Origin of the sequence: Flavobacterium sp. LS1P28, from assembly GCF_003970335.1 — a bacterium.
GTDB lineage: Bacteria > Bacteroidota > Bacteroidia > Flavobacteriales > Flavobacteriaceae > Flavobacterium.
Genome location: NZ_RYDI01000002.1, coordinates 83,403 through 97,612 on the forward strand (window position 1 = coordinate 83,403; position 14,210 = coordinate 97,612).

The window sequence follows — 14,210 nt, forward strand, 5'->3', positions numbered from 1 at the left end:
AAAACGTATAATATCTAATGTGTAGATTCTCTTTCTATCAGATGCGTTTCAATTACTTCAGTTTTGTAATTTTCATCTTCTTCATCTTCCTCAGATTCAAGTCTTTCAATCAGCATTTTTGCCGCTTTATTTCCCATTTTGATACCATTCTGACTTACAGTAGTAATAGTAGGTGTAGAATATTTAGAAATGATACCATCAGTAAAGGCAATAACGGCTAAGTCTTTAGGAACATTTAATCCTATTTTATTGGCAGTTTTAATTATCGTTACTGCAAAAAGTTCGTTTACTGCAAAGACGGCATCAATGGCTTTGTCTTCTAATAGTTTTCCAATGGTGATTTCGCAGGTATCAACATCTTCAATTTTGATAATAAGATTTTCATTGAAGGGGATGTCATTGTCCAGTAATGCTTTGATATAACCATCTGTGCGAAGTTTACCCACACTCACATAATCAACAGTGGTAACTAAGGCGATTTTTTTCCGTCCTTTATCAATCAAGCTCTGAACGGCTTCATAGGCTGCAGATTGATCGTCTATAATGACTTTGTCGCAAAGGATATCGTTCGTAACTCTGTCAAACATGACTACAGGCATTCCCTGATTGATGACTTCTGTAATGTGGTGAAAATCGCCTTTGAATTGGGTTTCTTTAGACAGTGACATAATGAATCCGTCAATACTGCCGTTAGCGAGCATTTCCATATTCAGGACTTCTTTATCAAAGGAATCGTCTGAGAGGCAAATGAGTACGCTATACCCGTTTTCATTGGCCACTTGTTCAATTCCATTGATGACCGTGGAGAAGAAATGATGCACAATTTCCGGGATGATAATTCCAATGGTTTTTGTTTTTCTGTTTTTTAGGCTCAGCGCAATGTTATTGGGTTTGTAGTTGTAAAATTTGGCGAAAGCTTGTACTTTAAGTCTGGTTTCCTCGCCTATTTCTGGACTGTTCCGTAATGACTTAGAAACGGTAGAAATAGAAACGTCTAATTCTTTGGCAATTTGTTTAAGCGTTATTTTCCTTTTCATGTGGAGAGGGAGTAAAATTTTATTTCGTAATAAAGATAAAATTTAATTTTACAAATGGTAATTAAACGGGTTAAAATTTAAATAAATCAGAAAGTTTTCAACACTATTACGTTTTCGTAACCCAATTAAAAAGGGCTCTTGTCGGGCGTGCAAAAATTTACATAAATTTAACATTCGAAGTAATAGTCACGCTTGAAATTCCAAGAAAAATTAAATTAAATTAAACAAAATGTATGAAAACAATTTATAAAAAGTTGTTGATTTTAGTACTGCTGCTCCCTTTTAGTGTTTTGGCTCAGAATATCGTTGGCGGAACCGTTCTTGATAAAGTGTCAGGACAGCCAATTCCGGGGGTAAACATAAATGTACAGGGTACAAATAATGGTGTTTCTACTGATTTTGATGGTAAATATCAGTTGTCTAACGTAAAAAGAGGGGATAAAATTGTGTTCTCTTATATTGGTTACGCCGATACGGTTGTTGATTATGTTGCTCAAAAATCATTAAACGTATCTTTAGAAGAAGACGCCAATCAATTAAAAGAAGTGGTGATCCAAGTGGGTTACGGGACTGTTAAGAAAAAAGATGCTACAGGAGCGGTAACCGTGCTGACTTCCAAAGATTTTAATAAAGGACCTGTTACTTCTGCAGATCAAATGATAACAGGGAAAGTAGCTGGTTTGCAGGTTATTAATGGAGGAGGTTCTCCAGGTGAAGGTGCAACTATTAGAATTAGAAGTGGCTCTTCACTATCTGCTAATAACGATCCGTTGTATGTTATTGATGGTGTACCGGTTGCTGCTGGTGGCGTAGAAGGAAGTAGAAATCCTTTGAGTACTATTAATCAAAATAATATTGAATCGATTACGGTTTTGAAAGATGCTTCGGCAACTGCTATCTACGGATCTCGTGCTTCGAATGGGGTAATTATCATTACGACTAAAAAAGGTAAAGCAGGGGAAATGCAAATTAATTATAATGCAAACTTCCAGGTTTCTGAAATCACGAATAAAGTAGATGCTTTATCAAGTACACAATTCAGAGATTTTGTAACGGCTAACGGAAATGCTGCTCAAATCGCGTTGATGGGTGCTGCTGATACAGATTGGCAGGATGAAATATTCAGAACAGCTATTGGTACAGATCATAATATTGCCCTAAGCGGTGGTTCTGATAATATAGTGTACAGAGCCTCTGTGGGATATGCTAATTTGAATGGTATCTTAAAAAGAGATAACATGGAGCGTACTACAATGTCTGCCGGTATAACCGGAAACTTCTTTGACGATCATTTAAAGATAGAATTGAATAATAATACGTCTCTGATTAATAGTAATTATAGTAATCGTGGTGCCATTGGTTCAGCCATTCGATTTGATCCAACACAAGCAGTAAGAAATCCTGACGGAACCTTTTTTCAATGGTATACGTCTCCAACGGAAATAAACCAATTGGCAGGTAGAAACCCATTGTCTCAAATCGAACAACAAAACAGTTTTGGAACAGCATACAGAAGCATTGGAAATATTCAAACCGAATATAAAATGCATTTTTTACCAGAATTAAAAGCAGTAGCTAATTTTGGTTACGATCAATTAACAGGACGTTCATTTGGTAATACAGAAGCTAATTTTTTGAATGGTCTTTCCGGTTCCGGTTTCAACAATACGTATGAAAGAACTCAGTCACGTTTCAATAAATTGATGGATTTGTACTTGAATTACAACAAAAAAGTAGAATCGATCAATACCGTTTTTGATGTTACTGGAGGGTATTCCTACCAAGATTTCAGAGAGACTTTTTACTCTTCCAATTTTAATTTTCAGAGTAATAACACTACGGTAGATCCTAATTTTCCGTCTCGTATCAACTTGCAGTCTTTCTTTGCAAGAACTAATATTAATATCGCCGATAAGTATTTAGTGACTTTGTCCTATAGACGTGATGGTACTTCAAGATTTACAGAATCAAATCGTTGGGCTAATTTCCCTGCTGTTGCTTTGGCTTGGAAACTGAACGAAGAAAACTTTTTGAAAGACGTAAGTAGTATTTCTACCTTAAAAATCCGTGGGGGTTGGGGTATTACCGGACAACAGGATATTGGAATAAGTTATCCATCTATTCCGTTGTATTTAGCCTCTAATACTGCTGCTCAATACCCGTTTGGAAGTCAGTTTTACACTACTTACAGACCACAGCCGTACAATAGTAATTTGAAATGGGAACAAACCACTACTGTGAACGCAGGGTTGGATTTTGGATTTTTGAACAATAGAATCAATGGTAGTGTTGATTTGTACAAAAGAACAACAGAAGATTTATTATTGTACACACAAAATCCATCTTTCTTCGGGTTTTCAAATTTTGACAATTATAACGTAGGAACAATTGAAAATAGGGGGATTGAGATTGCTGCAGAAGTAATCCCATTTCGTTCTGATGATTTTGAATGGAGAATTGGCGGAAACGTAACCTTTCAAGAGTCTAAAATCACTAAGCTGACTACTACACTTCCTAATACGCCAGGAATTAATGTTGGAGGCTATGAAGGTGCTACCGGAAATTTTATTCAAAATCACCAAGTGGGTTATGCACCAAGTTCTTTTTACGTGTATGAGCAAGCGTATGGTGTAAACGGAAAACCTTTAGATGGGGTGTATGTTGACAGAAATCAAGATGGAATAATATCAGAGTTGGATAAATACCGTTTTCATAAACCGGCAGCAGATGTTTTTTACGGGTTTAACACCAGTGTAACCTACAAAAATTTTGATATGGGCATGAACTGGAGAGGATCATGGGGTAATTACAATTACAACAATGTGGATTCCAGTAAAGGATCTTTCAATAATATTTTGATCAGAAACACAGATTTGTCAAACGGAGTTGAAAATGTTTTGGAAACAGGTTTCAGATCTAATGATACCAAACGTTTCGAATCTGATTATTACATTCAAGACGCGTCTTTTGTAAGATTAGACAACGTAAGTGTTGGATATACTTTCAATCAAAAAGAGAATACGTCTTCATTAGTTAAATTGACATTGTCAGCACAAAATGTTTTGATCATTACTAATTATGAAGGATTAGATCCAGAAATTTCTGGAGGTATAGATGGAAATTTATACCCACGACCAATTACTTTCACGTTAGGTTTAAACGTTAATTTTTAATACAAATAGTAAGAAAAATGAAAAAGATACAAATAAAATTATTGGGTATTTCTTTGTTACTGTGCGTGATGGTATTCTCATCGTGTACAGATGATTTGAGCCAAGCCCCGGCAAGTAGTGTTGCAGTTCCGGGAGAACAGTTTTTTAGCACACCGGAATCGTACAAACAAAATCTGGCCAAGTTATACGCAGGATTTGCTACTTCAGGGCAAACTGCAGCTGGTTCTCCAGATATCTCCGGAATTGATGAAGGGGAAAGTCAATACATCAGAGGGATCTGGTTGATGCAGGAATTAACAACAGATGAGGCCGTAATCGCCTGGAATGATGGGACAATAAAAGACCTTCATTCACAAACATGGACTTCTTTAGACCGTTTTATCACGGCTACATTTGCCCGATTTTCTTTTCAAATTGTAAACTGTAATGAGTTTTTAAGACAAACTACGGATGCTAAATTAGCCTCCAGAGGTCTTGATGCCGCTTTGATAGCAGAGATTAAAACCTACAGAGCAGAAGCGCGTTTTATTAGAGCATTCACCTATTGGCACTTGATTGATATGTTTGGCGGAGGTTCTTTGGTTACTGAAGATTCCCCAACGAGTTTTTACTACCCGGAATATGCGTCAAGAGCAGAATTGTACAAATTTGTGGATGCCGAATTAACAGCAATTATTCCAGAATTGAAAGCGCCAAAATCAAATGAGGCGTATCGTGTGGATCAAGCTGCTGCCTGGATGTTACAAGCTAAGTTATACATGAATGCTAAAGTATATATTGGTACTGATAATTATGCAGGAGCATTGCCTTTGATTACTAAAGTAATAGGATCAGGGTATACTTTACACAACAATTATAACCAATTATTTTTTGCGGATAATGATAGAAACGGAGCTCAAAACGAATTCATTTTTGCAATTGCTTTTGATGGACTAAGAACGCAAACGTATGGTGGGACTACTTTCTTGACGCATGCACCAGTTGGTGGTACTATGAAGGCTTCTGAATTTGGAATCAATGGTGGTTGGGCTGGTATCAGAACAACATCAGCATTTGTAAATAAGTTTAGTGAAAATACTACAGACGCAAGAGGTCAATTTTATACTGATGGACAAACTAAAGAAATTGCTGACATTGGTACATTTACTGATGGATACGCAATTCAGAAATTTAGAAATGTGACGGTAAACGGAGTTCAGGGCTCAGATAAATCAGGAGACTTTTCTGACTCTGATTTTCCAATGTTCCGTTTAGCCGATGCGTATTTAATGTATGCTGAATGTGCGGTAGTTGGTAAAGTAGGAGATCTAGGAACTGCCAGAGGATATGTAAATGCTTTAAGAACCAGAGCGAATGCTTCAACGATAAGTGCTCTTACTGCGGATGCTGCAGGTGCTAACCTGATTCTAGACGAGCGAGCAAAAGAACTGCACTGGGAAGGACACCGAAGAACGGATTTAATTCGTTTTGGTAAATTTACAGGCGGTAGTTATGTGTGGCCTTGGAAAGGAAATGTAGCGGGTGGTGCGCCAACGCAAGCATTTAAAAATTTATTTCCTATTCCTGCTACAGCATTAGCATCAAACAATAAATTGAAACAAAACCCTGGGTATTAATAAAATTTAAATAATAAATAAAAAATGAAAAATATAACTAAATCAGTAATTGCCTTATTCGCAGTTCTTACCTTGTCTTGTAGCGTAGAGGATGTAGAAGACAGACCAGTAATTCAAGGAGTGGATACTCCTGAATTAGTGGCGCCTGAAAATGATAAATCATACGTTTTACTAGAAGAAAATGCGGAAGATGTTATAGAACGTTTTGTGTGGACCAAAGCAACTTATGCTGGTAATGTAGAGATTGGGTACAAACTTTTGATGGATGTTAAAGGAGGAAATTTTACAAAAGCAATTGAATTAGGAGGAACTTCTGGAGCAACTCAAATTGAAGTAACTGTAAAAACATTGAATCAAGCAGTAATTCAATTGGGAGGAACACCTGATCAACTGGGTTCTTATGATGTCAAAGTAGTTTCTAGTTTAGCAGGAATTGAAAAAATGATGTCTAAAACTCCACTGACTATTTTAGTTAATGCGTACACTGGATTAATTCCTTACGCATTTAAAGACTGGTATTTTGTAGGCGACGCAACTGCTTCAGGATGGAACAATAATAATAAAAACCAACCTTTATTCAGAAGCGGAACAAACCCAAGTTTGTATCAATTTACTGGATTTTTCAAAGCGGGTGCATTCAAATTAATTTCTACACTTGGACAATGGGCTCCAATGTATGGTAAAGGAGATAATGGTGCTATTGTGGCTAGACCTACAGAAGCTGATCCAGATCCAGCATCTTTTACTATTGCAACGGAAGGCTATTATACTTTTACAATGAATACTGAAACATTAAAATACACTTTAGTGACGTATAATGCAGCTGCTGCTAAAACTTTCACTACCGTAGGTATCATTGGAGATAGCACACCATTAAAATGGGATGCTTCAACAGCATTAACCCAATCTACGTTCAATTCTCATGTTTGGTCATTAAATTTGTTGCCATTAAATGATGGTAAAGCTAAATTTAGAGCAAATAATGCATGGGACGTAAGTTGGGGTGGAAACACTGCTTTTTCAGGATTCCCAAATAACGGAACAAGTGGAGGTGACCTACCGGTTGCAAAATCTAAATACAAAATCTATTTTAATGATTTAGATGGTAGTTATTTAATGATTCCTAATCAAGGATAATTTATTTCAAAAATTTTTAAGGGCTATCTATGGGTAGCCCTTTTTTTTAGTTTTTAATTTAATTAATACTTAGCCATGAAAAAAAATCTACTTTTATTAATTTTACTTATAACCTCTATAAGTTATTCCCAATTTACAACTACGCCATCACCTGCAATTGCAAGTAGTGCAGTTACTCTTAATTTTAACAAAACAGGAACGCCACTCGCCAGTTATACAGGTACAATATATGCGCATATTGGTTTAACTGTTAATGGCACAAGATGGCAAAACGTGAAAGGGAGTTGGGGTAATAATTCCACACAACCCGCATTAACATTGGTTTCAGGAACTACTTATAAATTGGATCTTACTCCGGATTTGTATGCTTATTTTGGGATTCCAAATACGAGCTCTATTACAGAAATTTGTGTAGTCTTAAGAAATGATGCCGGAAATATGCAGACTGCTGATACTTTTTTTAATGTTGGAGCTTTTCAGGCAACTTTAACTTCTCCAGCAGAAAACAGTTCGACAATTATTGCATCTGGTGGCAGTTTGAATATTTCAGCTTCTAATACAGGAGGAAATGCCAGTTATGTTTTGAAGGCAAACGGAACAAATTTAAATATAAATACAGCGGCTTCCAGTTATACTTTTAATCACACAAATATCACCGGAAATCAAATCTATGAGTTGGAAGTTACTCAAGGAACTACTGTTATTACTAAAAAATTCAGCGTGATTGTAAATACGGGTACGATAAGTGCTGCGATGGCTAATGGTTTGTTAGACGGAATTAATTACAATACTGGTGATGCGACAAAAGCAACTTTAGTGTTGGATGCACCTTTAAAAGATTTTATTTATGTAGCAGGGAGTTTTAATAACTGGCAGCCAACATCAGCGCACTCTATGAAAAAAGACCCAACCAGCGGTAAATTTTGGTTAGAATTAACCGGATTGGTCTCGGGGACAAATTACATGTATCAATATTGGGTGGGGGACGCAACTCCCTTGGCCGGTTCGCCTGGTTTAGTAAAAACTGCGGATCCTTATTCCACTTTGGTTTTATCTCCTTTTGATGATCCAGGGATTTCATCTGTAAATTATCCAAATCTTCCGGTATATCCCGTTGGTCAGGAACGTGAAGTAACCGTTTTGCAAACCGGGAAAGCTGCTTACGCTTGGAGTAGCGCCACTACAAACTTTGTTAAACCAGCTAAAGAAAAATTAGTAGTTTATGAATTGTTAGTGCGTGATTTTGATGCCAATAAAAGCTATCAGGACTTGATTAATAAAATCGATTATTTCAAAAATTTGAAGATAAATGCGATTGAATTAATGCCAGTAATGGAGTTTGAAGGTAATGAAAGTTGGGGTTACAATACCTCTTTTCACATGGCTTTGGATAAATTCTATGGCACTTCGGATAAATTGAAAGAGTTTATTGATTTATGCCATCAAAACGGAATTGCTGTTATTCTTGATGTGGCGCTAAATCACGCTTTTGGTAGAAACCCAATGCTTCGCATGTGGATGAATGATCCTGACGGCAATGGTTGGGGCTCGCCTTCCACTGAAAATCCTTATTTTAATACAACAGCGATGCACAGTTATAGTGTGGGGGAAGATTTTAATCATCAACTGCCCAGAACACAAAATTATGTACAACGGGTCATTAAACAATGGGTTGAAGAATATAAAATTGACGGTTTCCGTTGGGATTTAACCAAAGGTTTTACACAAAATTGTCCAGCGAACGTAGCTGGCGGGCAAGAAAATTGTACCGGCAGTTTACAACAAGATAGAATAGATGTATTGAAAAAATATGCTGATTATTCTTGGAATTTAGATCCAAATCACTACGTTATTTTTGAACATTTGGGTGGTAATGAGGAAGAGCAACAATGGGCCAATTATAGGTTGAATGAAACGCTAAGTAAAGGCGTGATGATGTGGGGAATCATGACTTTTGACTATAACAATCTTACAAAAGGGTATGCAGGTAATATTTCAAGAATGAGTTCATCAAGCCGAGGATTTACTGCACACCGATTGATGGGCTATGCAGAGAGTCATGATGAGGAGCGCTTAATGTACAATAATGTGCAAGCAGGAAACAATACTACTGCGGACCATAATGTACGAACCCTTACTGTAGCTTTATCCAGAATGTCTGCATTAGGAGCTGTTTCTTTATTGGTTCCAGGGCCAAAAATGATTTGGCAATTTGGAGAATTAGGATGGAATTCTTCTATTTTTACCTGCAATAATGGAACTGTGAACTCTCCTTCTGATGGTACATCCGGGGATTGTAAATTAGACACTAAGCCACAGCCACAATGGACGGGTAGTTGGCTTGGAGATACCAACAGAAGCATAATTTACGACGACTGGGCAAAAATGATTACGATGAAGACCGAAGAACCTGTGTTTTTAGGAACTGTAACAATCAATAATAGCAGTTCGTTATTACCGAATATCAAAATTACCAACAGTGCACTAGCATCAACACAACTGAAAGATGTATTGATTGTAGCTAATTTTGATGTGACGCCAAAAAATGCTCCTTCCGGGTTTCCATACACCGGAACATGGTACAATTTGATGGACAATACATCTATTAATGTAATCAGTACCTCAGTTGCAATTACTTTGAAACCGGGAGAATTTAAAATCTATGGGAATAAAACAGCATCATTGGCAATAGCGGATTACGAAAAATCACCAACGATTGTGTTGTATCCAAATCCGGCATCTGATTATTTTACATTGAATGAAACAACGGCTAAGGTGCAGGTGTTTTCTATCACGGGACAATTGCTAAAAAGTTTTGATACCAATAAAACGGCAGGATCTCAATTTTCGGTTAGTGATTTGAATCAAGGACTTTACATCGTAAAAACATTTGATGAAAATAATGAAATGAAAGTATTGAAACTGTTGAAAAATTAAGAATACCTTGAAGATTGAAAAGGCTGTCCATAAAAAGGCAGCCTTTTTTGTATAAAAAAACTGCTCCATAAATGAAGCAGTTTTTAACTACAATTACAACTAAATATTAAATTTTACCGTCTTTGATTTCCTCCACAATTTCAGGATTTAACAAGGTTGAGGTATCGCCAAAATTAGAATAATCCCCTTCAGCAATCTTACGCAAAATTCTGCGCATGATTTTTCCGGAACGGGTTTTTGGCAAACCGGAAACAAACTGGATTTTGTCTAATTTGGCAATGGGTCCTATGTGATCGGATATGTGTTGGTTGATCTCTTTACTCAGGTTTTCTCTGTCGCGATATTCTCCGGTTTCTTTTAGAATTACAAAACCATACAACGCATTTCCTTTGATATCATGCGGGAAACCTACAATGGCTGATTCCGCAACAGCAGGATGTTCATTGATGGCATCTTCAATAGGGGCAGTCCCCAGATTGTGTCCGGAAACAATTACTACATCATCTACACGTCCAGTGATTCTGTAATACCCAACCTCGTCACGCAAAGCGCCGTCGCCAGTGAAATATTTACCTGGAAAGGTAGAAAAATAGGTTTCTTTATACCGTTGATGATCGCCCCAAATTGTTCTTGCAATTCCTGGCCAAGGAAATTTAATACACAAACTTCCGGTAACCTGATTCCCTTCTATTTCATTTCGTTTTTCATCCATCAAAACGGGTTGGATTCCCGGTAAAGGTAATGAAGCATAAGTAGGTTTTGTCGGGGTTACAAAGGCAATTGGTGAGATCATAATTCCTCCGGTTTCCGTTTGCCACCACGTATCTACCACAGGACATTTTTTATCGCCTACGTGGTTGTTGTACCAGTGCCATGCTTCCTCATTGATGGGTTCTCCTACAGATCCAATTACTTTCAAAGAGGTCAACTGGTAGCGTTGCACGTATTCGATGCTTTCTTTTGCTAAAGCTCTAATCGCTGTTGGCGCCGTGTAAAACTGGGTAACTTTGTGTTTTTCGATGGTTTGCCAAAAGCGACTGAAATCAGGATAAGACGGAACGCCTTCGAAAATTACGGTCGTAGCTCCGTTCAATAACGGGCCGTAAAGAATATAGGAATGTCCGGTAATCCAACCAATATCAGCGGTACACCAGAAAATATCATTGTCTTCATAATTAAAAACGTTCTTGAACGTATATGCGGAATACACCATATAACCGGCTGTAGTGTGAACCATTCCTTTTGGTTTACCTGTTGAACCGGAAGTATAAAGGATGAACAAAGGATCTTCGGCATCCATGATTTCAGCCACATTGTTATTCGAAGCTTGGTCTAAAAGTGGTTGCAGCCATTGGTCACGACCTTCTTTCATGTGGATAGTGGAGTTGATTCTTTTAGCTACTAAAACGTTCTCTACACAAGGGCAATTCAATAAGGCTTCGTCAACGATACTTTTTAAATCGATGGTTTTATTCCCGCGATACCCACCATCTGAAGTGATGACCATTTTACATTCGCTGTCATTGATTCTTGCGGCAACTGCCGAGGCGGAAAATCCTGCAAAAACAACCGAATGGATTGCTCCAATTCTGGCGCAGGCCAGAGTGGTAATCGCTAATTCAGGAATCATTGGTAAATAAATACAAACCCGATCTCCTTTTTGTATGCCTTGCTCCTTTAAGACATTCGCCATTTTGCAAACACGCTCGTATAACTCATTATATGAAATATGCAATGCCTCTTCATTTGGGTCATTCGGTTCAAAAATGATAGCTGTTTTATCTCCTTTTTTAGCAAGATGCCTGTCGATACAGTTTTTTACAATGTTTACTTTGGCATTGGTAAACCATTTTATTTCGGCGTCAGCCATATTGAAATCAACTACTTTATCCCATTGCTGGTACCAAGTAAAATTCTCTGAGGCCACTTTGTCCCAGAATTTTCCCGGTTCACGAATTGATTTTTTGTAATGTTTAAAGTACTCTTCTAGATTATTAATTTTATAGTAACTCATGATTATTGATATATTTTATATGTTGTTAATTCCTATTTTATACTTTTTTAATGCGGTGATAATTTCTTCCACAATCGATTCGTCGTCAATGGTCGACGGAATTTGGAATTCGGCACCATCTGCAATGCTGCGCAGTAGTTTTCGAAGGGTTTTTCCCGAGCGCGTTTTTGGTAAGCGCGTTACAATAACTACATTTCGTAAAGAAGTGACCGCTCCAATTTGCTGGCGAATCAATTTAATAATTTCTTGCTCCAATTGATAATGCTCTATTGCAATATCTAATTTCGTTACGACCAATGCCAACGGAATTTGTCCTTTCAAATCATCTTGAATTCCAATGACCGCACACTCTGCAACGAATCGGTGGGAAGCAACAACTTCTTCCATTTCAGCTGTAGATAAGCGGTGTCCTGCTACATTGATAACATCATCCGTTCTTCCGGTGATGAAAATATAACCGTCCTCATCTTTATAACCACCATCACCAGATAGATAATAGCCATCAAATTTGCTGAAATAACTGGCTTTAAAACGGGCTTCGTTTTCCCAGATACCCAACATATTTCCCGGAGGCAAAGGTAATTTTATGACAACCAAGCCTTCTTCATTGGCGCTTAATTCGTCACCGTTTTCATTGAAAATCCGAATATCATATCCGCAAACTGCTTTTGTGGCAGAACCGAATTTCACCGGCATTTTTTCAATGCCGAGAGAATTGGCAATCATTGGCCAGCCTGATTCTGTTTGCCACCAATGGTCAATTACAGGAATAGGAATGTGTTGTTGATACCATTCTAAAGTGGCATTATCACAACGTTCGCCCGCCAAAAATTGATTTTTGAGACAACTTAAATCATATTGTTTGATGAATGTTCCATCAGGATCTTCTTTTTTGATAGCTCTGATGGCGGTAGGAGCCGTAAACATAGTGCCCACTTTATGCTCTGAAATTATTCTCCAAAACGTACTCGCATCGGGAGTTTTAATCGGTTTGCCTTCAAAAATTATGGTAGTATTTCGATTTAATAACGGAGCGTAAAGGATGTAGCTATGACCTACTGCCCAACCCATATCTGATGCGGCCCAAAAAGTCTCGCCTTCTTTGACATTATAGATGTATTTCATAGAAAATTTCAATGCCACAGCATATCCACCAGTATCTCTTACAATTCCTTTTGGCTTTCCCGTCGTTCCCGAAGTATACAAAATATAAAGCGGATGATTTGAATTTACAGGAACACAAGGAGTTTCTTCTGAGCCATAAACCAAGGCATCATAATCTACATCATATTTCTTAAACGGAATTCGGGCGCCTAATTTTCTGTTGAAAACGATTACTTTTTTTGGTCGGTGTGAAGCGAGTTCAATAGCTTGATCGACCAAAGGTTTGTACGCAATCAAACGATCCACTTCAATTCCCGAAGAAGCGGTAATAATGGCCCGGGGTTTGCAATCATCGATTCTGATGGCCAATTCATGTGGTGCAAAACCTCCAAAAACAACGGAATGGATTACGCCAATTCTTGCGCAAGCCAACATGGCAAAAGCTGTTTGTGGAATCATGGGCATGTAAATTATTGCGGTGTCGCCTTTTTTTAATCCCAGTGATTGCATGCCTCCTGCGAGTTTTGCAACTTCGGTTTTTACTTCCGAAAAAGTGTATTTTTTTACGGTTTGTGTTACCGGAGAGTCATAAATAAAAGCGACCTGGTCCCCACAGCCATCCTGAATGTGTTTGTCTAACGCCAGGTAACAAATGTTCAATTCGCCATCTTTGTACCAAAGCGGATAGCCATTTTCGTCTTTTGACAAAATTGTCTCCGGTTTGTTGTACCACTCAATTGCATCAGCTTGTTCAGCCCAGAATTTTTCTGGCTGCTCAATGCTTTCCTCATAAATTTCCTTGTATGTCATTGTGTTGAATTTGTTTCTTATTGAATTAATTCATGAACTTGGTCGACTAACTTTTTGATTGAAAAAGGCTTGACTACATATAAATTAGCGCCTAATGAAAGGCCTTTTTCAATGTCCTTTTCCTTGTTTTTTGCCGAAAGGAAAATGACTTTGCAATGCCGCAACCGTTCGTCTTTTTTTATTTGCTCTAATGTGGCATACCCGTCCACCATAGGCATCATGACATCAAGAATAATGACATCCGGAAGTTTATTTTTTAAAATATCCAATGCTTCCTGACCGTCGCGCGCAATGAAAACTTCAAAATTGTTCTTTTTGAAAGTGTACTCTAATGACATTACAATATTTGGTTCGTCATCTACAATTAAAATTTTTTTCATTT

General features: G+C 37.6%; 8 protein-coding genes. 4 read left to right on the plus strand and 4 right to left on the minus strand.

Annotation, left to right across the window (positions count from 1 at the left end):
* Positions 1-14: 14 nt before the first annotated feature.
* Positions 15-1,037, minus strand: coding sequence for a LacI family DNA-binding transcriptional regulator (locus EKL97_RS02380; protein WP_126515124.1), 1,023 nt, complete (start codon positions 1,035-1,037; stop codon positions 15-17).
* A gap of 233 nt (positions 1,038-1,270) precedes the next feature.
* On the opposite strand from EKL97_RS02380, the gene EKL97_RS02385 reads away from it, so the two are divergent.
* The 4 genes from EKL97_RS02385 to EKL97_RS02400 all read left to right on the plus strand — a co-directional run bounded on the left by EKL97_RS02385 (position 1,271) and on the right by EKL97_RS02400 (position 9,900).
* The gene (locus tag EKL97_RS02385; RefSeq protein WP_126567987.1) at positions 1,271-4,210 is read left to right on the plus strand and encodes a SusC/RagA family TonB-linked outer membrane protein; all 2,940 of its coding nucleotides are present in this window, start codon (positions 1,271-1,273) and stop codon (positions 4,208-4,210) included.
* 17 nt (positions 4,211-4,227) lie between these two features.
* Positions 4,228-5,826, plus strand: coding sequence for a RagB/SusD family nutrient uptake outer membrane protein (locus EKL97_RS02390; RefSeq protein ID WP_126567989.1), 1,599 nt, complete (start codon positions 4,228-4,230; stop codon positions 5,824-5,826).
* 24 nt (positions 5,827-5,850) lie between these two features.
* Complete coding sequence (locus tag EKL97_RS02395) at positions 5,851-6,963, plus strand: SusE domain-containing protein (RefSeq protein ID WP_126458358.1); 1,113 nt, start codon at positions 5,851-5,853, stop codon at positions 6,961-6,963.
* Between the two features lie 75 nt (positions 6,964-7,038).
* Positions 7,039-9,900, plus strand: coding sequence for an alpha-amylase family glycosyl hydrolase (locus EKL97_RS02400; RefSeq protein ID WP_126567990.1), 2,862 nt, complete (start codon positions 7,039-7,041; stop codon positions 9,898-9,900).
* Positions 9,901-10,006: 106 nt separating this feature from the next.
* Here the strand turns inward: EKL97_RS02400 and acs are convergent, their stop codons facing one another.
* From acs to EKL97_RS02415, 3 genes are read right to left on the minus strand one after another with little or no spacing between them, the layout of a single operon-like run.
* Positions 10,007-11,914, minus strand: coding sequence for an acetate--CoA ligase (gene acs / locus EKL97_RS02405; protein WP_126458363.1), 1,908 nt, complete (start codon positions 11,912-11,914; stop codon positions 10,007-10,009).
* 15 nt (positions 11,915-11,929) lie between these two features.
* A complete protein-coding gene (locus EKL97_RS02410) occupies positions 11,930-13,828 on the minus strand; it encodes an AMP-binding protein (RefSeq protein WP_126458365.1) in 1,899 nt (632 codons plus the stop codon).
* Between the two features lie 17 nt (positions 13,829-13,845).
* A complete protein-coding gene (locus EKL97_RS02415; RefSeq protein WP_126567992.1) occupies positions 13,846-14,208 on the minus strand; it encodes a response regulator transcription factor in 363 nt (120 codons plus the stop codon).
* Positions 14,209-14,210: the final 2 nt, after the last annotated feature.

What these genes read in the sequence shown, in the direction of transcription:
- EKL97_RS02400 (WP_126567990.1), top strand. Translation starts at nt 7,039, where the DNA reads ATGAAAAAAAATCTACTTTTATTAATTTTACTTATAACCTCTATAAGT.
- EKL97_RS02410 (WP_126458365.1), bottom strand. Translation starts at nt 13,828, where the DNA reads ATGACATACAAGGAAATTTATGAGGAAAGCATTGAGCAGCCAGAAAAA.
- EKL97_RS02415 (WP_126567992.1), bottom strand. Translation starts at nt 14,208, where the DNA reads ATGAAAAAAATTTTAATTGTAGATGACGAACCAAATATTGTAATGTCA.
- EKL97_RS02390 (WP_126567989.1), top strand. Translation starts at nt 4,228, where the DNA reads ATGAAAAAGATACAAATAAAATTATTGGGTATTTCTTTGTTACTGTGC.
- acs (WP_126458363.1), bottom strand. Translation starts at nt 11,914, where the DNA reads ATGAGTTACTATAAAATTAATAATCTAGAAGAGTACTTTAAACATTAC.
- EKL97_RS02395 (WP_126458358.1), top strand. Translation starts at nt 5,851, where the DNA reads ATGAAAAATATAACTAAATCAGTAATTGCCTTATTCGCAGTTCTTACC.
- EKL97_RS02380 (WP_126515124.1), bottom strand. Translation starts at nt 1,037, where the DNA reads ATGAAAAGGAAAATAACGCTTAAACAAATTGCCAAAGAATTAGACGTT.
- EKL97_RS02385 (WP_126567987.1), top strand. Translation starts at nt 1,271, where the DNA reads ATGAAAACAATTTATAAAAAGTTGTTGATTTTAGTACTGCTGCTCCCT.